Genomic DNA, 20,490 nt, shown 5'->3' with positions numbered 1-20,490 from the left:
CCTGTTACGCCTCCGGAACGAAGTCGTAGGGCGGCAGCGGGCCGATCAGCCGGATGCGGATCCGGTCCCCGTGCTGCCGGCCGAGCTTCTCCACGGCCTCCTCGAACGCGGCGCGGCGGTCGGCGCTGACCAGGAAGGAGGCGTCCAGGACGTCCTCCTCGCGGGCCGGGGTCTTGCGCGTGAACGCCTCGGCGGCCGACGCGGCCCCGTCCAGCAGGACCTGCTCGTCGCTCTCCCGGAGCCGCTGCATCGACTGCGCGATCAGCTCGCCGAGCCGGACCCGGTCGTAGTAGACCGCGTCGGCGGCGTCGGCCGGGACCTCCCGCAGCCGCTGCGCGAGCTCGGCGACCTCCGGGTCGTTCTGCATGATCTCGCGCAGCACCGCGTCCTCGACGTAGGTGCCCTTGAGGCGCAGCTCGACGCGGCCCTCCAGCTGGTCCAAGACCTGCGCGAAGCGCTCGGTGTTGTCGGCCAGGAGTTCCTTCTCCACCGCGCCGCGGTCGGCCAGGGCGGCCCCGAACCGGAACGGCAGGACCACGGTCCCGGCGTCGACCAGCGCGTTCAGCACTCGCTGGTGCGCGACCAGGTCGGCGCGCTCGCCCAGGGCCCGGTCGGCCGGCAGGTCGCTGACGACGGCGGCGGCAGTGCCTCCGTTCTCCACCAGCGACACCGGGCGGTCGTCGAGCCCGGCCAGGTCCGGGGGCAGCGCCACGCCCGACCGGGTCACCCCGTACACGTACTGCGGGATCCGGTCCCCGGCCTCAGAGCCGCCGGGGGTCTGAGGCGTGCTCATTCTTCCTCGTCCTCCTTCTTGCGCGACGAACGGCGCCGTGCGGGTTCCTTTTCCTCTTCGTTGTCGGAGTCGCCGCCGAAGGTCTCCTTCAGCCGGTCCTGCGCCCCTTCCAGGGCACCGCGCGTCTTCTTCTTGGCGCCCGACTCCTGCATTCCGCCAACGAACTCCGGCAGGCCCTGCGAGGTGCCGTCGTGAGCGATGTCCAGACGGTTCACCGCCTCGGCGAACCGCAGGTAGGTGTCGACACTGGCGACCACGATCCGCACGTCGATCGTGAGGATCTCGATTCCCACCAGCGAGACCCGCGCGTACAGGTCGATGACCAGACCCTTCTCCAGGATCAGGTCGACCACGTCGGCGAGGCCGCTGCCGGAGCCGCCGCGCTGCACGACATTGCTGCCCGAAGTCTGCTGGGCGATCGGCCCAGTCATGTGATCGCTCCTTCTCGGGGTTGACCCGTTAGGGGGTGAAGCATGAACCCCGGTGTACCCGTCTCGGTCTGCCTAAACAGGAGATCTGTTTCCGGTTATGACCCGGTCAAGACGAAATGTCCGTCCAAGCGCGTGCGACGCCCCCGCAGAACGGGTTCTGCGGGGGCGTCGCCCTCTCCACGAACTTCCCGGGTGCCGGGGCTCAGCGCTTGCGGGCGGTCAGGCGCCCGACGACGATCCCGGCGACGGCCGCGCCCGCCACCGGCACCGCCCGCAGGAACCGGCCGAGCGTGAGGAGCTTGGCCACGCCCGCCACACGGCCCGGCAGCGCCGCCACCTGGCCGCCGGCCCGCGCGACGCCCGTCCCCGCCGTCTTCGCCGCACCCTGCGCAGCGCCCTTGGCGCCCTGCGCAGCGCCCTTGGCGGTGCCCGCCGTGCCCTTGGCCGTGCCCTGCGCGGTGTCCTTCGTGCCCTTCGCGGTGGTCTTGGCGGTGTCCTTGGCGCCCGTGCCGGCGGCCTCGGCCGTGCCCGCCGCCTTACCCGCCGCCCTGCTCACGTTCTTGCTCGCCTGTCCGGACCCGTTGCCCGGGACCGAGGGGGTCTCCATCATCCGTCCTTCCGTCGGGGGGATCTTCCTGCCGAACCCGCGGGCCGCCGCGCCGGGCGCGGCGGCCCGCAGGGGAAGAATCGCGTTCGTCGGCCGTACCGCGGCCTACCCCACCCGGCCACCGCAAACATGCCGGCCGCCCGCGGCGGTGTCCCGGCCCCGCGGACCGCGACACCGCCGGCGTCCGGTGCCGACGGTTGGAACCCTCGCTCCGGGTATGCCGAACCCCATGCCACCCGATGAGCCGCCGGGCGCGCCGCCACCGCGGCCGCGACCCGGCCCCGCCCGGCGCGCCGCCGAGCCGCTGGGCTGGTGGACGGCGCTGCTGGCGGTGTACCTGGCCCTGGTGTCGACCATCTCCATCACCGAGATCACCCTCGGCGCGCTCACCGCCGCCGCGGGCGCCGCGGCGGCGGTCGCCGCGCGCCGGGCCCTGCTCACCACCGGCACCGCCCGCACCGCGGGCGGGGACGGGACCGGCCGCCCGGCCGCGGCCGGGCGGCTCCTCGCGCCCCTGGCCCGGCTCCCCGCCCAGATCGTCGCCGACACCGCCCGCATCACCCTGCGCGGCGCGTCCGGCGGGGACTGGACGACGCTGGCCTGCCCGCCCGGCCCCGCCGGGCGGGGCGCCGCGACCCTGCTGATGTCGACCTCCCCCGGCACCTACGTCGGCGGCGCCGACCCCGAACGCGCGCTGCTGCGCGTGCACCGCCTGACCGGCCCCTCGCCGTTCGAGCGGAGCCTGCGGCGCGCCGGGCTCGTCGGCGACCCCGCCCGGCCCGCCGGGCGGCACCGGGCAGGGCCGCCGTGAAGACCGACGCCGCGGGCACCGCGATACCCGCCCTGGCCCTCATGATCGGCGCGCTGCTCCCGGCGCTGCTGGCCACGCTGCGCGGACCGCCCGCCCGGCGGCTGGCCGGCCTGATCGTCACCGGGCCGCTGGTCACCCTCGTGCTGGTGCTGCTGGCCGCCGCCTACGGCCGGCCCGCCTACCTCGATGTCGCCCTGGTCCTGGCGCTGCTGTCGTTCGCCGGATCCCTGGTGTTCGCCCGGTTCCTGAGCCGGACCCTGTGAAAGGGAGGGCCCCGATGAGTCTGGACCTGCTCGCCGACACGCTGACGTGGGCCGGGACCGCCATCGCCGTCGCCGCCGGGCTGCGGCTGCCCCGCACCCGCGGCGCCGCCGCCCGCCTGCACGCCGTCGCGCCCGTCACCGCCCTGGCAGCGCCGCTGCTCATCGCCGGGCTGGCGCTGCGGCCCTGGTCGTCCTGGCACGACGTCGCCAAGCTCGCCGTCATCGCCGTCCTGCTCGCCGCGACCGGCCCCGCCACGGTCGCCACCGCCGGGCAGGCCGTCGAACGCACCGCCGGCCGATCGGAGTGAACCCGCCGTGACCGCCACCCTCACGCTCGCCGCCGGGATCGGCGCCGGGACCGCGGCGGCGCCCGACGCGCTGTCCGGGCCGCTCGCCGACGCCCTCATCGCCGCCGCCCTCGCCCTCGCCGCGCTCATGGCCACCGCCGTCGTCCTGACCCGCGACCCCGTCCGCCAGGCGATCGTGCTGTCGGGGTACGGGATGGTCCTCGGCCTGCTGTTCCTCATCCTCCAGGCCCCCGACGTCGCGATGTCCCAGATCGGCGTCGGGACCGTCCTGGTGCCGCTGCTGGTCGTGCTGGCCCTGCACGCCACCCGCCGCTACCGCGACACCGACAAGGACAGGAGCGGAGCAGAACGCGCCGAGCCCCGCCGCCAAGGCGCGAGCGGGCCCAGCACGGACGGGCCCAGCGGGGGCCCGCACGACGGCGGGCAGGCGCGCCGGTGAGGCCCCGCACCCGCGTCACCCTGTTCGCCGCCGGCGCCGCCGGGACCGCCGCCCTGTTCACCGGCGGGACCCTCGGCCTGCCCGCGTTCGGCGGCTCCCTGCACCCCTACGCCGACCGCGCCGTCCACCACGCCGTGCTGCGGGGCACCCCCAACGTGGTCTCCTCCGTCAACTTCGACCAGCGCGCCTTCGACACCCTCGGCGAGGAGCTCATCCTGCTGTCGGCGGCGATCGCCGCCGTGGCGCTGCTGCGCGTCGTGCGCAGCGAGGACGAGCGCGGCGGCGCCACCCACCGGCACGGGCCCGCCGAGGTCTCCGACGCGCTGCGCATCGTCGGTCACCTGCTGCTCCCCCTCACCCTGCTCACCGGCGTCTACATCGTCGCGCACGGCGCCCAGTCCCCCGGCGGCGGCTTCCAGGGCGGCGTCATCCTCGGCACCGCGATCCACCTGCTCTACCTGGCCGGCGACTACCCCGCCCTGCAGCGGCTGCGGCCCATCCCGGTGTTCGAGTCCACCGAGGCCGTCGCCGCCGCCGCGTTCGTCCTGCTGGCCCTGGCCGCCGCCGGCGCCTCCCCCGCCGGGCGCGTCCCCGCCCTCAACACCGCCGTCGGGGTGGAGGTCGGCTGCGCGCTGGTCCTGCTGCTCGGCAAGTTCTTCGAACAGGCCCTCCTGATCCGCGAACACCCCCCGGCCGGCGACCCGCGGGAGCCCGCGTGAGCACCGTCCCCTACCTCACCGCCGGCTGGATCATGCTCGCCGGCCTCTACGGCATCGTCACCACCCGCGACCTCGTGCACGCCGTGGTGTGCCTGTCGGTCACCCAGTCCGGCACCTACGTGCTGCTGCTGGCCATCGGCTACCGCTCCGGCGCCACCGCCCCGGTGTTCTCCGACCGGCCGCCGCCCCCCGCCGGCGGGCCCGTCACCGACCCCGTCGTCCAGGCCATGACCCTCACCGACATCGTCGTCGGCGCCACCGTCACCGCGCTGCTGCTCGCCCTGTCCGTCCAGGTCGCCAAACGGCGCGGCACCCTGGACCCCGGCGCCCTGCGCCCCCTCGAACCGTGATCCTTCAGGCCACCGTCGCGCTGCCCGTCCTGGTCGCCGCCCTGCTCGCCGCCACCGGGCGGCGGCTGCCGCGCCCCGCCGTCGACGTCACCGCCCTGGCCACCGCCGCCGCCGTGACCGCCCTGACCGCCCTCACCCTCGCCCGCGCCCCCCACCGCCCCCAGGTCACCTGGCTCGGCGGCTGGGGCCCCGGCACCGGCGTCGGCATCCCCCTGGCCGCCGACCCCCTCGCCGCCGCGCTCGCCTGCGTCGCCGCCGCCCTCACCCTGGCCGCGCTGGCGTTCTCCTGGCGCTACTTCACCGAGATCCAGGCGGTCTTCCACGCGCTCATCCTGCTGTTCCTGGCCTCCATGTGCGCGTTCGTCTACACCGGCGACCTGTTCGACGCCTTCGTGTTCTTCGAGCTGATGAGCGTCGTGGCGTTCGCGCTCACCGGCTACCGCTCCGAGGAGCCCGCCACCGTCCACGGCGCGCTGAACTTCGGCATCGTCCAGTCCCTGGGCGCCTACCTCACCCTCGCCGGCATCGCCCTGGTCTACGGCCGCACCGGGCAGCTCGGACTGGCCGCCATCGGCCGCCACCTCACCGGCACCGGAGCCCACGGCCGCCCGGGCGCCCTGATCACCGCCGCGTTCGTGCTCATCTGCACCGGCTACCTGGTCAAGGCCGCCGCCGTCCCCTTCCACTTCTGGCTCGCCGACGCCCACGCCGTCGCCCCCACCCCCGTCTGCGTCCTGTTCTCCGGCGTCATGGTCGAACTCGGGGTCTACGGGGTCGCGCGGACCTACTGGGCGGTGTTCCCCGGGCTGGTGCCGCTGCGCGCCGTCGCCGTCCTCGGCGCCGCCGCAGCGATCCTGGGCGCGGTCATGTGCGTCCTGCAGCACCACGTCAAACGGCTGCTGGCCTACTCCACCATCAGCCACGCCGGGCTGCTGCTGGTCGGCGTCGCCGCCGGCACCCCCGCGGCGCTGTCGGGCACCGCCTACTACCTGGCCGGGCACGCCGGCGTGAAGGGCGCGCTGTTCCTCGCCGCCGGGGCGCTGCTGAACCGGTACCAGACCGTCGACGCACGCGACCTGCGCGGACGCGGACGCGTCATGCCCGTCACCGGCGCCGTCGTCCTCATCGGAGCGCTGTGCCTGGCCGGCCTCCCGCCGTCGGGGCTGTTCGCCGGGCACTCGGTCACCGAGCACGCCGTCCTGGAGCGGGGCTGGTGGTGGTTCACGCCCCTGTCCATCGCCGCCGGCGCCGTCACCGCCGGCGCCGTCCTGCGCGTGTGGCTGGTGGTGTGGCGCGGCATGCCCCTGCGCCGCGACCCCGGCGAGACCGGCCCTCCGGAAGCGGGCGCGCAGGAGGGCGAGCACGAAGGGCCCGAGACGCCCGGCATCCTCGCGTCCCTCCCCTGGGTCATGGTCGCGCCCGCCGTCGCGCTGCTGGCCGCCGGCCTGGCCGTCGGGCTGCTGCCCGGCGGGCCCGTCGCCGACGCCGCCGCGCTGTTCGCCGACCGCGACGCCTACGCCGCCCTCGTCCTGGACGGCCACCTCACCCGCCCGCACGCCCCGCCCGCCGAGCCCTGGACCCCCGCGGGCCTCGCCGGATCGGCCGTCACCCTGCTGCTGGCGGTGGCCGTGGCCGCCGCCGGCGTCCGCCGCGCCGCCCGCACCCGCCCGGCGGCCCCCGCCGCACGCGCCCCGCTCGCACGCGCCGTCGGCGCCGCCACCCGCCGCCTGCACGAACTGCACTCGGGCCACGTCGGCGACTACGCCGCCTGGCTCACCGCGGGCGTCGCCGTCCTGGCCCTGCTCACCACCCGCTTCTGACCCCCGGCCCGCCTCCGCACAGGCGGGTCAGATGCTCCAGAGCCGGCGCTTGCGGTAGCGGGGCTCCCACATCACCCGGTTCAGCTCCCGCAGCGGCCTGGGCAGCGCCGTCAGGAAACGGCTGCGCTCCACCGGCCCGATCCCGTCCACCACCCACGGGACGAACAGCGGCGTCCCCGCCTCGCAGCGGTCTCGCGCCTGGGCGGCCAGCGCCCGCCACTCCGCACCGGTCAGCACCGACTCCGCGAGCGGCAGCGCGCTCATCTCCTCGTGCAGCAGATGCCGCTCCAGCGCCTCGCGCAGCTCGCGCACCGCCGCCGGCAGGTCACCGCCCTGCCCCGCCGCGTCCATCGCCGCGTCCATCGCCGCGTCGACGCGGGCGATCAGGGGGACCAGGCGGGCGTGCTCGGCGCGTATCTCCTCCAGCACCGCCCGCTCGGCCCGGCGGCCCGCCACCGCGCGCTCCACCCGCGGCCACAGCCACCCGTCCTCCAGCTCCTGGTGCAGCCGGAGCTGCTCCTTGAGGTTCTCCCAGCCCGCGCGCACGTGCGACGCCCGGCCCTTGCCCGCCGCCGCGGCCGCCCCGAGCCGGTCCAGGTCCCGGCGGAACGCCTGGTGGGCGGCGTACAGGAGGGTGTGGCAGGTCATGTCGCGCGGCTGGACCGCGAAGGTCTCCATACTCATAGGAGGCCTTCGGCGGCCCGGATGTGACGTCCGGCGCCGCCGAGAGACCCACCTCACACGCCGCGTCCCGCCGGTCAGCCGCCGCCGGCGGCGAGCAGGTCCACGGCCGCGCGGGTGAACGCGCGGACCCGGGCCGTCTCACCGCCGACCGGTCGGTCCACGCCCTGCTGAAGAACCTCTACGACGCCGAGCTCGTGCGCGCCGGGGACGGGCCCGCCTGGGTGATGCGCCGCGTCGTCATCGACAACGTCTGGCTCACCGGCGACCCCGCCGCGATCTTCGGCTGACTCCTCAGCCGCCCGGGGGCCCGCCGCCGGCCGCCTCGGCGCCCCCTCCGGCGCGCAGGGCGGCGGCGACGCCGTCCAGGACCAGCGCCAGGCCGCCCTCGAGCGCCTCCCGCGCCGCCTGCTCCAGATAGGGGACGTCCTCGGCCCCGCCGAGGACGTCCTCCGCGTTCAGCCAGGCCACCAGCGGGAAGCGCTCGCTGAACCCCGGCGCCAGCGCCTCCAGGGCGCCGGCCCGGCCGTACCACCACTGCTCCTCCGACAGGCCCGTCGCCCGCACCGCCTGCCGCGACTCGGCGAGGGTCTGCGCCGCGCCGCGCACCACGCTCGACAGCGCCGACACCGCGCGCCGCACCTCCCGCGCCGGCAGCCCCGTGGGGGCCAGCACTTCCAGCAGCGCCTCCAGTGCCCGGTACTCGTTCGGCCCGAGCACGGGGCGCGCCTGCGACACCTGCAGCATCCACGGATGCCGCAGGTAGAACTCCCAGGAGTCCCGCGCCCACCGGATCAGCGCCGCGCGCCAGCCGTCCGCGGTGTCGTAGCCGCCGGGCAGCTCGGCCAGCGCGCGGTCGTACATCAGGTCCACCAGCTCGGCCTTGCCCGGAACGTAGGTGTACAGGGCCATCGCCGTGCGGCCGAGCCGCTCCCCGACCGCGCGCATCGACAGCGCCGCCATCCCCTCGGCGTCGGCGACGGCGATCGCGGTGTCCACGATCACCTCCACGCTCAGCCCCGGCCGCGGCCCCGGCCCCGTGCGGGGCGCCCGCGCGCCGCGCCACAGCAGGTCCATCGAGCGGCGCGGATCGCCCTGCCCGGCGAAGACGACCACCGTGCATCTCCTTATGCCATAAACTGTCGAAATCGAGGATCTCTTTACGTCCTAAGATACCAAGCCAGTGAGGAAGCCCCCATGCCGCTCCAGCCGACGACCGCGCAGCCCGAGCCGCCCGCCGGCGCGCTCCGGGCCGCCGACGCCCACGACGTGATCGAGGTCCGCGGCGCGCGGGAGAACAACCTCGCCGACGTCAGCCTCGACGTCCCCAAGCGCCGCCTGACCGTGTTCACCGGGGTGTCGGGGTCGGGCAAGTCGTCCCTGGTGTTCGGCACCATCGCGGCCGAGTCGCGGCGCCTGATCAACGAGACCTACACCGCTTTCGTGCAGGGCTTCATGCCGAGCGTCGGCCGCCCCGACGTCGACGCGCTGCGCAACCTCAGCGCCGCGATCGTGATCGACCAGGAGCGGATGGGCGCCAACTCCCGCTCCACCGTCGGGACCGCCACCGACGCCCACACCATGCTGCGCATCGTCTTCAGCCGCCTCGGCGAGCCGCACGCCGGGACCTCCTCGGCGTTCAGCTTCAACAACGCCGAGGGCATGTGCCCCGACTGCGAGGGGCTCGGCCGCGCCTCCCGCATCGACCTGGACCAGCTGGTCGATCGTGACCTCTCCCTCAACGAGGGCGCCCTCACCGTCCCGGGCTTCGCCGTCGGATCCTGGTACTGGAAGGTGATCGCCGACTCGGGGCTGTTCGACCCGGACGCCAAGCTGCGCGACTACACCCCCGCCCAGTGGGACGACCTGCTCCACAAGCCCCCCACCAAGGTCAAGAGCAGTGGCGTCAACATCACCTACGAGGGCCTGCTTCTCAGGGTCAAGCGGCTCTACCTGGACAAGGACATCGAGTCGCTGCAAGCCCACATCCGCGCGTTCGTCGAGCGCGCCGTCGCCTTCAGCGCCTGCGAGGCCTGCGGCGGCACCCGCCTCAACCCCGCCGCCCTCGCCAGCCGCATCGGCGGCCTCAACATCGCCGACTGCGCCGCCATGCAGATCAGCGACCTGGCCGCCGTCGTCCGCGAGATCACCGAGCCGTCCGTCGCGCCGGTGCTGGCCGCCCTGCAGGGCACCCTGGACTCCCTGGTCGAGATCGGCCTGGGCTACCTCAGCCTGGACCGCGAGTCCCCCACCCTGTCGGGCGGCGAGGCCCAGCGCGTCAAGATGGTCCGCCACCTCGGCTCCAGCCTCAGCGACATCACCTACGTCTTCGACGAGCCCACCGCCGGGCTGCACCCCCACGACATCGCCCGCATGAACGACCTGCTGCTGCGCCTGCGCGACAAGGGCAACACCGTCCTGGTCGTCGAGCACAAGCCCGAGACCATCGCGATCGCCGACCACGTCGTCGACATCGGCCCCGGAGCCGGCGCCGAAGGCGGGCGGATCTGCTACACCGGCGACCTCGCCGGCCTCCGCGCCTCCGGCACCCTCACCGGACGGCACCTGGACCACCGCGCCCGGCTGCGCGAGAAGGTCCGCGAGCCGTCGGGGCACCTGGCCGTCAAGGGCGCGAACCTGCACAACCTCAAGGACGTCGACGCCGAGATCCCCCTCGGCGTCCTCACCGTGGTGACCGGCGTCGCCGGATCCGGCAAGAGCTCCCTGATCCACGGCTCCCTGCCCGGCCGCGACGGCGTCGTCGTGGTCGACCAGTCCCCCATCCGCGGCTCCCGCCGCAGCAACCCCGCCACCTACAGCGGGCTGCTGGACCACATCCGCACCGCCTTCGCCAAGGCCAACGGCGTCAAACCCGCCCTGTTCAGCGCCAACTCCCAAGGCGCCTGCCCGGCCTGCAAGGGCATCGGGCTGGTCTACACCGACCTGGCGATGATGGCCGGCGTCGCCTCGGTGTGCGAGCGGTGCCAGGGCCGCCGCTACACCGACGAGGTCCTCACCTACACCCTGCGCGGCAAGGACATCAGCCAGGTCCTGGCCATGCGCGTCGCCGAGGCCCGCGAGTTCTTCACCGCCGGGCAGGCCCGCGCCGTCCTGGACCGCCTCGCCGACGTCGGCCTGGGCTACATCGGGCTGGGCCAGCCCCTCACCACCCTGTCCGGCGGGGAGCGCCAGCGCCTCAAACTCGCCATCCACATGGCCGAGAAGGCCGCCACCTACGTCCTGGACGAACCCACCACCGGCCTGCACCTGGCCGACGTCGACCAGCTCCTGGCCCTGCTGGACCGGCTCGTCGACGCCGGCAACACCGTCATCGTCATCGAGCACCACCAGGCCGTCATGGCCCACGCCGACTGGATCATCGACCTCGGTCCCGGCGCCGGCAGCGACGGCGGCCGCGTCGTGTTCACCGGCACGCCCGCCGACCTGGTCGCCGGCGCCGACACCCTCACCGCCCGCCACCTGCGCGACTACGTCCAGCAGGACTGACCCGCCCCGGCCCGCCGGACATCCCCGGCGGGCCGGGCGGCGCAGCCCGCGAACGCGGCACCGTCGACGGGGCCGTCAGCGGGGGCGTCAGCGGGGCGCGGCCCTGGCCAGCACCTCCAGGTAGTGCGGGTTGGTCATCACGCCCAGCACGTTGCCGAACGGGTCGACCACCGACGCGGTCGCGAACCCCGTCCCCTCGCCCCGCTCGGTGATCTTCTCGTGCTGCCGCGCGCCCATCGCCAGCAGCCGCTCCACCGCCGCCTCCAGGTCGTCCACGTGCCAGAACATGACCGCCCCGCCCGGACCCGCCGGCGGCCCTCCCGGACGGAACCGCGCGTCGATCAGCCCAAGCTCGTGCTCGTAGTCGCCCACCCGGAACTCGTAGTAGGCGGCGCGGCCGTCCGGACCCGCGACGCGGTAGTACGGCTGCATCCCCAGCAGCTCGGCGTACCAGTCCTTGGCCGCCTCCACGTCGTCCGCCCAGAAGCTGATGGTGGCGAATCCCCGCAGCATGTCGTGCCTCCGATCTCCCGGAACCGGACGCTCCGACCCCGATGCACCAAACGCTAGACGGGCAATAGGTCACCCAACGTCCTACTGGCGCGGCAGGATGGGCGACATGCGTGATCCGTCCGGACGGCTGCTCCAACTGCTGTCCCTCCTGCAGACGCCCCGCGAATGGTCGGGCACCGAGCTGGCCGCGCGGCTCGGCGTCACCGCCCGCACCATCCGCCGCGACATCGACCACCTGCGCGACCTCGGCTACCCCGTCCACGCCACCCACGGCACCACCGGCGGGTACCGGCTCACCGCGGGCGCCGCGATGCCGCCCCTGCTACTGGACGACGAGGAGGCCACCGCCATCGCGATCGGCCTGCGCACCGCCGCGTCCGGCGCCGTCACCGGCATCGAGGACGCCTCGCTGCGCGCCCTGGCCAAGCTCGACCAGGTGCTGCCCCACCGGCTGCGGCACCGCGTCGCCGCCCTCACCGAGGCCGCCGTGCCCCTCCCGTCCCAGGACGGAGCGCCGCCCGCCGCCGACCCCGCCGTCCTGGCCCTGCTCGCCGCCGCCTGCCTGGCCCGCGAGAAGGTCCGCTTCACCTACACCGCCGCCGACGGCCGCGGCACCCGCCGGCTGGTCCAGCCCCACCGCCTCGTCACCGCCGGCCGCCGCTGGTACCTGGTCGCCCACGACGAGGACCGCGCCGCCTGGCGCACCTTCCGCGCCGACCGCGTCACCGACCCGCACCGCACCGGCATGCGCGGCCCCGAACTCCGCCTGCCCGGCGGTGCGGACGCCGCCTCCTGGGCGATGGACACCCTCGCCGGCGGATCGGGCACCATCCGGGCGCGGCTGCTGCTGCACGCCCCCGCCGAAGAGGCCGCCGAGCACGTCACCGCCTGGCAGGGCGTCCTGGAACCCGCCGACGACCGCACCTGCCTGCTGCACACCCGGTCGGACTCGATGCGCTTCCTGGCCTACCGCGTCACCCTGCTGCCCATCGACTACACGCTGCTTGACCCGCCCGAACTCGCCGACCACCTGGCCGCCATCGCCGACCGCGCCACCCGCGCCATCCGCCCCTTCACCGCGCCCGCCGCCACCTGACCACCCCGACAGCGCGGACGCCCGCCCTGCAAGCGGCCGGGGGCCTCAGCTCCCGCCGGACGGGGAGCCGAGGGTCGTGTCGCCGAGCGACTCCAGCAGCGTGCGCAGAGCGGCGGCCAGGTGCCCCCGCTCGGCCGGCGACAGCGCCGCCAGCAGCCGCTCCTCGTTCTCGGCGTGCAGGCCGACCATCTCGTCCACGATCTCCAGGCCGCGCGGCGACAGCCGGATCCGCACCGACCTGCGGTCCCCGGTGTCGCGCACCCGCTCCACCAGCCCCTTGGCCTCCATCCGGTCGATCCGGTTGGTGATCGCCCCGGAGGTGACCATCGCCGCCCGCAGCAGCGCCCCCGCGGTCAGCTCGTAGGGGGCGCCGTGCCGGCGCAGCGTCGCCAGGACGTCGAACTCCCAGCTCTCCAGCCCCCGCGCGGCGAAGAAATCCTTCAGCTCCCGCCCGAGCAGCGCCTGCGCCCGCGAGATCCGCCCGACCACGCCCATCGCCGACACGTCCAGGTCGGGACGCTCGCGGCCCCACTGCGCCAGGATCGCGTCCACCGCGTCCGCCATGTCCCGCCCTCCCGCGACAATCTCAACGTTGAGATTATCGATTGAGAGAGTCTTTCGCGCGAAACGCGCACGGCACACTGCTCCGCAGGCATCGGCGCTGAGAAGGCGGCGACCCGCAGCAGCGGGCGCGGGACGAACCGGGGGCGGTCCACACGCACGGGCGGTGCGAGGTCGGCAGATCGATGTGGCCCGTCCATTTTCAACTTATAGCCGACCGGGGGGCTTGCGGCAAGGCCCCCGTCGTCCCCCAGAATCATCGGCCGAGGCCAGTACCTGCGTGAACGGGGACGCGCCCGGTGCCGGCGTCGACGTGCGGGCACGGCGCCGACGGCCAGGCTCGCGGCGCATCCGCGTGCGAGCCGGCACACGCGGGCCCCGCTCTGGCGGGACGGCCCAGAACCACTCTCGTGAATGGGGTTTCATGATCGACGTGATCGTGGTCGGCGGCGGGCCGACCGGCTTGATGCTGGCCGCCGAGCTTCGGCTGCACGGGGTGCGCGTGCTCGTGCTCGACAAGGAGGCGGAGCCGACCCCGTTCGTGCGCTCGCTCGGCCTCCACGTGCGCAGCATCGAGGTGATGGACCAGCGCGGCCTGCTGGAGCGTTTCCTCGCGCACGGCAAGACGTACCCGATCAGCGGCTTCTTCGCCGCCATCCGCACGCCCGCGCCCGAAGGGCTGGACACCGCGCACCCCCACGTCCTCGGCATCCCCCAGCCCGTCACCGACCGCCTGCTGGCCGAGCGCGCCGCCGAGCTCGGCGCCGAGATCCAGCGCGGACGCGAGGTCGTCGGGGTCGGCCAGGACGAGCACGGGGTGACCGCCGAACTGGCCGACGGCACGCGGCTGCGGTCGCGTTACCTCGTCGGCTGCGACGGCGGGCGCAGCATCGTCCGCAGGCTGCTCGGCATCGGCTTCCCCGGCGAACCCACCCGCGTCGACACGCTTCTGGGCGAGATGCAGGTGACCGCGCCTCCCGAAGAACTCGCCGCCGTGATGGCCGAGGTCCGCGAAACCCAGAAGCGGTTCGGTGTCGGACCGATCGGGGACGGCGTCCACCGCATCGTCGTCCCCGCCGACGGCGTGGCCGAGGACCGCTCGGCGCCGCCGACGCTCGAGGAGTTCACACGCCGGCTCCGGGCGGTCGCCGGCACCGACTTCGGCGCCCACTCACCTCGCTGGCTGTCCCGCTTCGGCGACGCCACCCGGCTGGCCGACCGCTACCGCGTCGGGCGGGTGCTGCTGGCCGGCGACGCGGCGCACATCCACCCGCCCGTCGGCGGCCAGGGCCTCAACCTCGGCATCCAGGACGCCTTCAACCTCGGCTGGAAACTGGCCGCCGAGGTCGAAGGCCGGGCGCCGGAGGGACTGCTGGACACCTACCACGCCGAACGGCACCCGGTGGCCGCCGACGTGCTGGACAACACCCGCGCGCAGATGGAGCTGATGTCCACCGAGCCGGGCGCCCAGGCCGTGCGCCGGCTGCTGTCGGAGCTGATGGACATCGACGAGGTGAACCGGCACCTGACCGAGAAGATCATCGCGATCGGGATCCGCTACGACCTCGGCGGCGGGCACCCGCTCGTCGGCCGCAGGCTCCGGGACGTCACGCTGAAGCGGGGGCGCCTCTACGAGCTGATGCACGACGGCCGCGGACTGCTGCTCGACCAGACCGGCCGCCTGTCGGTCGCCGGCTGGGCGGACCGCGTCGACCGCGTCGCCGACACCAGCGAGGAACTGGACGTGCCCGCGGTCCTGCTGCGACCCGACGGCCACGTGGCATGGGTCGGCGACGACCAGACCGACCTGCTCGGCCCCATGGCCCGATGGTTCGGCGCCCCCACCGCCTGAGCACACGACCGGCACCGACCGGCCGTTCGTCCTGCCCCCGCCCATCAGCCGGTACGCGGCGAAGAGCCCTGGGGCGCGGCGCGCCGCTGCCGCCGCCGGCGCGGCTACCCGCCCGGCGCGACCGGGTTCGAGGAAGGACCATCCCCCGACGGTAGGGACGGGACCCGCCACCGCACCTCCGGCGGCGGACTGGCCTGCGCGCTCCGTCTTCAGACGGAGAGACGGGCCGGACCACCCCGAGGTCGTAGGCGACCACCACGGTCCGCGCCCGGGACCGCACACCGTGCGCGAGCGCCCGGGCCGTCAGGCGGGCTCCTCCAGCGGCAGCTGGGCGCGGACCCGGAACCCGCCCGCCGGATCCGGCGCGGCCTCCAGCGTCCCGCCCAGCAGCGCCGCGCGCTCGCGCATCCCGGCGACGCCCTGCCCCGCGCCCGTCCAGGGCGACCGGCCGCCGCCCGTCCCGTCGTCGCGGACCTCCACGGTCAGCCGGCCGTCCCGCGCGCCGACCGTGACGACGGCGGCGGACGCGCGGGCGTGCCGCAGCGCGTTGGTGAGCGACTCCTGCACGATCCGGTACGCCGACAGGGCCACGCCCGGCGGGATGTCGGCGTCCTCCAAACCCTCCCGCACCACGCGGACGGGGAGCCCGGCGGCCTCCACCGTCCCGGCGAGCCGCTCAAGATCGGCGAGGGTCGGCTGCGGCACCGGGGCGTCGCCACCGGGGACCGCCGCGCTCTCCTCGTCCAGCAGCCGCACGGTGCGCACGAAGCGGCGGAGCTCGACCAGCGCCTCCCGCCCCGACGCCTCCAGGCTCCGCACCGCCTGCCGCGCCTTCTCGGGGCTGATGTCGAACACATCGTCCGCGGCGGCGGCCTGCACCACCATCACCGACACCGTGTGCGCCAGGACGTCGTGCAGCTCACGCGCGATCCGAGCCCGCTCCTCCAGCACCGCCCTGCGCGCCTCGGCCTGCCGCCGCGCCGCCCACGCCCGTCCGAGCGCGCCCCAGCTCCACGCCAGGACCGCCGCGACCGGCCACAGGAACGCCGCGACGCCATGGCCGCCGGCACCGGCCGCCGCGCCGAGCACGGCCGCCGCTCCCACCGCCCCCCACAGCGACGTCCGCGCCGGCCGCAGCCAGGCGAACGTGCTCAGCACCACCAGCGCGATCCCCGGCCCGGCCGCCGGAACCAGACCCTGAAGGGCCGCCCCGGAGACCACCGCGACGGCGGTGACCACGGTGGGACGCGTGCCCAGCCACCACAGCGCCGCGGCCTGGACGACGACGAGCGCCGACACCAGCGGGCGCCCGGCCTCGGCCGGAACGCCGCGGGGCGCCAGGAGCAGCACCGGTGACAGCGCCGCGAGCGCGCCCGCCACCAGCGGCGCCTTCCACCGCGCCGGCAACGACGCCTCGAACCGGTCCCGCACGCCTGCAGACGCTATCAGCGCGGCTTCCTGCCACCGGCCGTGCGGGAAACGAGCGGAGGCCGGGCGGGCCGGGTGGCCCGCCCGGCCAGATCTCCGCTACTACCCCTCGGGCATCACGGTGAAGGTGAATCCGGCGCTCGTCGGACGGCGCAGCGGAACGCCGCACTTGATCCGGCGCAGCACCTCGTTCCTGCTGAGGCCGAGCCCCCGCGCGATGAGCCGGTCCGGCCGCACCGGCACCGGATCGTCGAAGACGACCCCCACCTGGACCGGCCACCCTTCGTCGAGCCACGGCGACGGGATGTCCAGCCGCCAGGCCCCCGTCCAGTCCAGGGTGAAGCGGTTGCGCCGGGCCAGCAGCGGATCCAGCAGCCTGGACGCCACCAGCCCCGGATCGTTGACGCGGTAGCCGTGGAGCTCGGCCGGATCGAGGGACCTGACCGCCGCCCGCTCGTGGACGGGCAGCTTGCTCGTCCGGTCGCAGGAGACGCAGCGGACCAGCAGCCACACGTCCAGCAACTTGCCGTTGGCGTTGACACGGAACCTGCCCTCGCCGGTGGTGGCCGACCGCGACCCGCAGTCCACGCACCGCAGCGACAGCAGAGGCAGCCTGGTCCGGCGAACGACCCAGGGCAGCACGATATGAGGTTGTGAAGACATGAGCTCTCTAGACCTGACACGAGGCCGATTAGGCGCGGCCTCGAACGCTGAACGACCGGGCGCGCGACGGCAGCCCGGCGGAGCCGACGGCAGCGTCGGCTACAGGTGAGCGGAAGAACGTGTCAGATCTGAAGAGCAGGCGGGGTCACGCGGTTCTGTCCTTTGTCTTCACTGCGACAGGGCCGCAGGCAACCTACGGGACCCCGAAGGAAGGCTCAAGCGGTTTTCTCGGCGGTGCCGAGTCTGCGTCAGCCCCGCCCGAGGACGCAGAACTCGTTGCCCTCCGGGTCCGCGAGGACCGTCCAGGGCACGTCCCCCTGGCCGAGGTCGAGATCCGTGGCACCGAGGCCCCGCAGCCGGGCGACCTCCGCGTCCTTGTCCTCGACGGGGTCGGGCAACATGTCGATATGCACGCGGTTCCACCACGTCCTCGTGCCGGACGCGCGGATGAACTCCAGATACGGGCCGACGCCCTCGGCGGAACGCAGCACCACACGATCATCGGTCACCTCGTGCAGCGTCCAGTCCAACGCCCCGCCCCAGAACTCCAGCATGCCCCGCGGATCCGCGCAGTCGACCACCACCGCGGCGATCGGCCCGGTGTCCCGGTAGATCTCCCGAGGCTCCAGGACGCAGAACACGTTGCCCTCCGGATCGGCCATGACCGTCCACGGGACATCGCCCTGGCCCACGTCCGCGGGCGTCGCGCCGAGATCCTTCAGGCGCGCGACCAGCTCCGCCTGATGGGCAGCGGACGTGGTGGCGAGATCGAGGTGCACCCGGTTCTTCACCGTCTCCGGGTCCGGAACGGTGACGAGGTCGACACAGACGGCGGTGGGGTCCGGCCAGTCGAAGCCCTCGGGCTCGAGGTTGGTCACCCCGGGCCCCTCACTGGAGGTGCCCCAGCCGAGCACCTCCGCCCAGAACCGGCCGAGCGCCGAGTCATCCCGAGCCTTGAAGTTCACCTGAACAAGTCGCAGCGCCATGCCGCCCAACCCTATGCCCATCAGGACGAACGCCCCGACCCGCCAGCGCCCAGCGTCGACTTGCGGCGTGTTGCCCTTATGAGGCCGGCGGTGTCAAGCGGTTGTTGCAACGAGGTATTCGTTGAGTGCTTGGGCTGGGGTTTTCCAGTTCAGGGTTTGGCGGGGTCGTCCGTTGAGCTGGCGGGCGACTTCGTCGAGGTCGTGCTGGGTGTAGTTGCGGAAGTCGGTGGAGGAGCGGGGGAAGTACTGGCGCAGCAGCCCGTTGGTGTTCTCGTTGGAGCCGCGCTGCCAGGGCGCGTGCGGGTCGCAGAAGTAGACCCGGCACCCGGTGGCCAGGGTGAAGTCGGCGTGCTGGGCCATCTCCGATCCCTGGTCCCAGGTCAAGGTCGCGGCCAGCTCGGCCGGCAACCGCCGCATCAAAGTGGTCAGCACGCCGGTGACCTGCTCGGACACGCGTGAGTGCGGCAACGCGCCGAGCATCACGAACCGGGTGGTGCGCTCGACCAGGGTGATGATGGCGCTGGATCCGCGGGCCCCGATCACCAGGTCGCCCTCCCAGTGCCCCGGCACCGCCCGGTCGGCCGCCTGGGCGGGCCGGGCCGAGATGTGCAGGCCCTGGATCCAGGGCCGGCGGCTGCGCGCCGCGCTCTCGGCGCGGGCCAGACGCGAGGGCGGACGGCGGGCGGCGCGGCCGCTGCGCAGCACCGACCCCTCCCCCGGCCGCAACTGCAGCTGCCGGGCCAGCTCGGCCCGCATCCGGCCCCGGGCCTGGTAGTAGATCGCCTGATAAATCGTCTCGTGCGACACTCGCATCTCCGGCTGGTCAGGATAGGCGGCGCGCAGGTGCGCCGCGATCTGCTGCGGCGACCACCGCCGCACCAGCAGATCACGCACCACCGGCCACAACCGGCCCTGGCACCAGGCCCGGCCCTTGTTCCCGCTGTTGCCGATCAACTTGCCCGGCCGGTGCCGACGCGCCCGCTCATCGGCCTTGCGCTGCGCGGCCACATGCGAGTACGTCCACCGGTACAGCCCGCCCAGCCCGCCCGGACACGCGGTGGTCGCCCGGCCCGGATACCGCGCCCCGCCCCCACCGGCGTCCGACCGCCGATAGGAGTGGTTACGGCGCACCTCCCGCCACACAGTTGACCGGTCCCGGCCGATCGCCTCCGCGATCTGCGGAAACGACCGGCCCGCACCGAACAACACCTCGATCTGCGCGCGCTCAGCAGCTGTCAGACGTCTTCCCGGCACAACAAGATCCTTCCAGGGATCTCGTTGCAACAGACACTAGAGACCGCCGCCGCGCATAAGGGCAACACGCCGCAAGTCAACTTTCCCCGGAGGGTCGATGGCCCCAGCCCGTCGGCGAGCGCGGGCCCCTCGGTCCGTACGAGGAGGCCCGCCTCAGTGAGGATGTGGCGCTGGCGCAGCAGGGACTGGGCCGCGGTGGACACGCGCGAGTAGACGATCCGCACTGACGGCTCCTCGGGGAAGGGCTGGAGGAGCCCTTCGATCTGTAAATCCTGGCGCCAATCCGGGCCCGGAATCGCTCTGCTGGAGGGGCGGTTCTCTCCCCAATATCCGGTTTCCGGGTGGCGCGGGGCGGGTCGGCGGGGCGTCGGGAAACCTTCTGAACTCGATACCACTCACCGGCGATAGGAGTCCCGGGATCGGACTACGAAGATCAGCCGAGCGTGAACGTCCTGGTGCGGATACGGCGCCGGCTGGGAAGGTGGGCCTCATGGAAGACTTGCGGGACGCCGAGCGCCGACTTCAGACCGCGCAGCTCGCTGGAGATGTCGAGGCGCTGGACCGACTGCTGGATGATCGGCTGATCTTTACCTTCGGTGCGAACGTTCAGACCAAGGCGGACGACCTGGAGGCGCACCGCACTCGGGCGCAGGTGTTGACCAGGGTGGCTGAGGAGGAGTTGACCGTGCTCGCCGATGGGCGCACCGGGGTGACGTGGTTTCTCGGCACCGTCGAAGGGACCGTCTCCGGGACGCCGTTCGCGGCCAGGATGCGCTACACACGTACTTGGCTCCACGACGAGACGCACGGCTGGCGAATCATCGCCGTGCACGCCAGCGCGGCCGATTGACATAACCGACACGTTGCAGGGCGAACCGCACGACGGCAGACGGCATTAGGAAGCTGCTTCGAACCCCCTGCGAGGCTGATCAGCCTCGCAGGGGGTGAACATGACTGCTCCTGATGCGTGAGTCGAGGGACGCCGGGCGCCCTCCCGGATGGCTTACGTCAATCACAATCACAGTGGCCTACTTCGTCCGCTTCCTCAACGACCCCGCCCTGGCCGCAGCGGCCCGCGAAAGCCCGCCCTGGAAACACTCGTCGCCACGCTGCTCGACCAGGGCCGCGAACTCGACCAACTGCGCCCCGGCATGCTCGTCAACCCAGATCCCGTCGGCGCCCAGCGTCGACTTGCGGCGTGTTGCCCTTATGAGGCCGCGCATAAGGGCAACACGCCGCAACTCGACGAAGCCCGGTCGTCCGTGGTTGCCTCGGTCAGCACCTTTCCGCGCCGGACGATTCCCTGCGTCGCGCGGCCCCGGAGGCCGGGAGCGAGGCCGCTCGGAGGGTCGAGGCCGCCCAGCCCGTTCAGCACCCCCAGCCTGTCGGCTGCGGCATCGTTCATCTT

At 73.9% G+C, this 20,490-nt stretch carries 23 protein-coding genes; 12 read left to right on the top strand and 11 right to left on the bottom strand.

Features of this window, described 5'->3' with window-relative positions; all coding sequences use genetic code 11:
* Nucleotides 1-4: 4 nt before the first annotated feature.
* From BKA00_RS09430 to BKA00_RS09420, 3 genes are all read right to left on the bottom strand, one after another.
* Entirely contained in the window at nt 5-793 is a 789-nt protein-coding gene (locus BKA00_RS09430) for a GvpL/GvpF family gas vesicle protein (protein WP_185024557.1), read from the bottom strand.
* Nucleotides 790-1,224 carry a gas vesicle protein GvpJ gene (gvpJ, locus tag BKA00_RS09425; RefSeq protein ID WP_185024556.1) on the bottom strand — a complete coding sequence of 145 codons (435 nt, stop codon included), beginning with the start codon at nt 1,222-1,224 and terminating at the stop codon, nt 790-792. Before gvpJ ends, BKA00_RS09430 begins: the two co-directional genes overlap by 4 nt.
* A gap of 202 nt (nt 1,225-1,426) precedes the next feature.
* Nucleotides 1,427-1,834 carry a hypothetical protein gene (locus tag BKA00_RS09420; protein ID WP_185024555.1) on the bottom strand — a complete coding sequence of 136 codons (408 nt, stop codon included), beginning with the start codon at nt 1,832-1,834 and terminating at the stop codon, nt 1,427-1,429.
* Between the two features lie 226 nt (nt 1,835-2,060).
* On the opposite strand from BKA00_RS09420, the gene BKA00_RS09415 reads away from it, so the two are divergent.
* From BKA00_RS09415 to BKA00_RS09385, 7 genes are read left to right on the top strand one after another with little or no spacing between them, the layout of a single operon-like run.
* Nucleotides 2,061-2,642 carry a hypothetical protein gene (locus BKA00_RS09415; protein ID WP_185024554.1) on the top strand — a complete coding sequence of 194 codons (582 nt, stop codon included), beginning with the start codon at nt 2,061-2,063 and terminating at the stop codon, nt 2,640-2,642.
* On the top strand, nt 2,639-2,905 hold the full coding sequence (locus BKA00_RS09410; RefSeq protein WP_221493081.1) for a monovalent cation/H+ antiporter complex subunit F: 267 nt from the start codon (nt 2,639-2,641) through the stop codon (nt 2,903-2,905). Before BKA00_RS09415 ends, BKA00_RS09410 begins: the two co-directional genes overlap by 4 nt.
* A gap of 14 nt (nt 2,906-2,919) precedes the next feature.
* Nucleotides 2,920-3,213, top strand: a complete 294-nt coding sequence (locus BKA00_RS09405; RefSeq protein WP_185024553.1) for a monovalent cation/H(+) antiporter subunit G — start codon at nt 2,920-2,922, stop codon at nt 3,211-3,213.
* Between the two features lie 7 nt (nt 3,214-3,220).
* Nucleotides 3,221-3,652 (top strand): DUF4040 domain-containing protein, encoded by a 432-nt coding sequence (locus BKA00_RS09400; RefSeq protein ID WP_230298831.1) that lies wholly within the window; start codon nt 3,221-3,223, stop codon nt 3,650-3,652.
* Complete coding sequence (locus tag BKA00_RS39770) at nt 3,649-4,371, top strand: MnhB domain-containing protein (protein ID WP_185024552.1); 723 nt, start codon at nt 3,649-3,651, stop codon at nt 4,369-4,371. Before BKA00_RS09400 ends, BKA00_RS39770 begins: the two co-directional genes overlap by 4 nt.
* On the top strand, nt 4,368-4,721 hold the full coding sequence (locus tag BKA00_RS09390; RefSeq protein ID WP_185024551.1) for a sodium:proton antiporter: 354 nt from the start codon (nt 4,368-4,370) through the stop codon (nt 4,719-4,721). Before BKA00_RS39770 ends, BKA00_RS09390 begins: the two co-directional genes overlap by 4 nt.
* Nucleotides 4,718-6,541 (top strand): complex I subunit 5 family protein, encoded by a 1,824-nt coding sequence (locus tag BKA00_RS09385; RefSeq protein ID WP_221493080.1) that lies wholly within the window; start codon nt 4,718-4,720, stop codon nt 6,539-6,541. Before BKA00_RS09390 ends, BKA00_RS09385 begins: the two co-directional genes overlap by 4 nt.
* Nucleotides 6,542-6,568: 27 nt before the next feature.
* Here the strand turns inward: BKA00_RS09385 and BKA00_RS09380 are convergent, their stop codons facing one another.
* Complete coding sequence (locus BKA00_RS09380) at nt 6,569-7,219, bottom strand: hemerythrin domain-containing protein (protein ID WP_221493079.1); 651 nt, start codon at nt 7,217-7,219, stop codon at nt 6,569-6,571.
* A 29-nt stretch (nt 7,220-7,248) separates the two neighbouring features.
* Between BKA00_RS09380 and BKA00_RS09375 the strand changes: the two genes are divergently transcribed.
* Complete coding sequence (locus tag BKA00_RS09375; protein WP_185024550.1) at nt 7,249-7,512, top strand: hypothetical protein; 264 nt, start codon at nt 7,249-7,251, stop codon at nt 7,510-7,512.
* A gap of 4 nt (nt 7,513-7,516) precedes the next feature.
* On the opposite strand, the gene BKA00_RS09370 is transcribed toward BKA00_RS09375, so the two are convergent.
* Nucleotides 7,517-8,338, bottom strand: coding sequence for a TetR/AcrR family transcriptional regulator (locus BKA00_RS09370; RefSeq protein WP_185024549.1), 822 nt, complete (start codon nt 8,336-8,338; stop codon nt 7,517-7,519).
* Between the two features lie 81 nt (nt 8,339-8,419).
* Here BKA00_RS09370 and BKA00_RS09365 point away from each other — a divergent pair, with 81 nt between their 5' ends.
* Nucleotides 8,420-10,729: an ATP-binding cassette domain-containing protein gene (locus BKA00_RS09365; RefSeq protein WP_185024548.1), complete on the top strand. Its 2,310-nt coding sequence runs from the start codon at nt 8,420-8,422 to the stop codon at nt 10,727-10,729.
* Nucleotides 10,730-10,816: 87 nt separating this feature from the next.
* On the opposite strand, the gene BKA00_RS09360 is transcribed toward BKA00_RS09365, so the two are convergent.
* Nucleotides 10,817-11,242 (bottom strand): VOC family protein, encoded by a 426-nt coding sequence (locus BKA00_RS09360; protein WP_185024547.1) that lies wholly within the window; start codon nt 11,240-11,242, stop codon nt 10,817-10,819.
* 106 nt (nt 11,243-11,348) lie between these two features.
* On the opposite strand from BKA00_RS09360, the gene BKA00_RS09355 reads away from it, so the two are divergent.
* Complete coding sequence (locus BKA00_RS09355) at nt 11,349-12,338, top strand: helix-turn-helix transcriptional regulator (RefSeq protein WP_185024546.1); 990 nt, start codon at nt 11,349-11,351, stop codon at nt 12,336-12,338.
* A 45-nt stretch (nt 12,339-12,383) separates the two neighbouring features.
* Here the strand turns inward: BKA00_RS09355 and BKA00_RS09350 are convergent, their stop codons facing one another.
* The gene (locus BKA00_RS09350; RefSeq protein ID WP_185024545.1) at nt 12,384-12,902 is read right to left on the bottom strand and encodes a MarR family winged helix-turn-helix transcriptional regulator; all 519 of its coding nucleotides are present in this window, start codon (nt 12,900-12,902) and stop codon (nt 12,384-12,386) included.
* Between the two features lie 421 nt (nt 12,903-13,323).
* Between BKA00_RS09350 and rox the strand changes: the two genes are divergently transcribed.
* Nucleotides 13,324-14,751 (top strand): rifampin monooxygenase, encoded by a 1,428-nt coding sequence (gene rox, locus BKA00_RS09345; RefSeq protein ID WP_185024544.1) that lies wholly within the window; start codon nt 13,324-13,326, stop codon nt 14,749-14,751.
* A 303-nt stretch (nt 14,752-15,054) separates the two neighbouring features.
* On the opposite strand, the gene BKA00_RS39765 is transcribed toward rox, so the two are convergent.
* The 4 genes from BKA00_RS39765 to BKA00_RS09325 all read right to left on the bottom strand — a co-directional run bounded on the left by BKA00_RS39765 (nt 15,055) and on the right by BKA00_RS09325 (nt 19,082).
* Nucleotides 15,055-16,182: a sensor histidine kinase gene (locus tag BKA00_RS39765; RefSeq protein ID WP_185024543.1), complete on the bottom strand. Its 1,128-nt coding sequence runs from the start codon at nt 16,180-16,182 to the stop codon at nt 15,055-15,057.
* A 99-nt stretch (nt 16,183-16,281) separates the two neighbouring features.
* A complete protein-coding gene (locus BKA00_RS09335) occupies nt 16,282-16,821 on the bottom strand; it encodes a DUF1062 domain-containing protein (RefSeq protein WP_230298830.1) in 540 nt (179 codons plus the stop codon).
* 269 nt (nt 16,822-17,090) lie between these two features.
* Entirely contained in the window at nt 17,091-17,828 is a 738-nt protein-coding gene (locus BKA00_RS09330; protein WP_185024541.1) for a VOC family protein, read from the bottom strand.
* A 93-nt stretch (nt 17,829-17,921) separates the two neighbouring features.
* Nucleotides 17,922-19,082, bottom strand: a complete 1,161-nt coding sequence (locus BKA00_RS09325) for an IS30 family transposase (protein WP_221493078.1) — start codon at nt 19,080-19,082, stop codon at nt 17,922-17,924.
* Nucleotides 19,083-19,572: 490 nt separating this feature from the next.
* Here BKA00_RS09325 and BKA00_RS09320 point away from each other — a divergent pair, with 490 nt between their 5' ends.
* Nucleotides 19,573-19,932 carry a nuclear transport factor 2 family protein gene (locus tag BKA00_RS09320; RefSeq protein WP_185024540.1) on the top strand — a complete coding sequence of 120 codons (360 nt, stop codon included), beginning with the start codon at nt 19,573-19,575 and terminating at the stop codon, nt 19,930-19,932.
* Nucleotides 19,933-20,490: the final 558 nt, after the last annotated feature.

The sequence above is a fragment of the Actinomadura coerulea genome, assembly GCF_014208105.1.
Lineage (GTDB): Bacteria > Actinomycetota > Actinomycetes > Streptosporangiales > Streptosporangiaceae > Spirillospora > Spirillospora coerulea.
The sequence above is the reverse complement of the archived record's forward strand: the minus strand, read 5'-3'. Positions and strand labels throughout refer to the sequence as shown.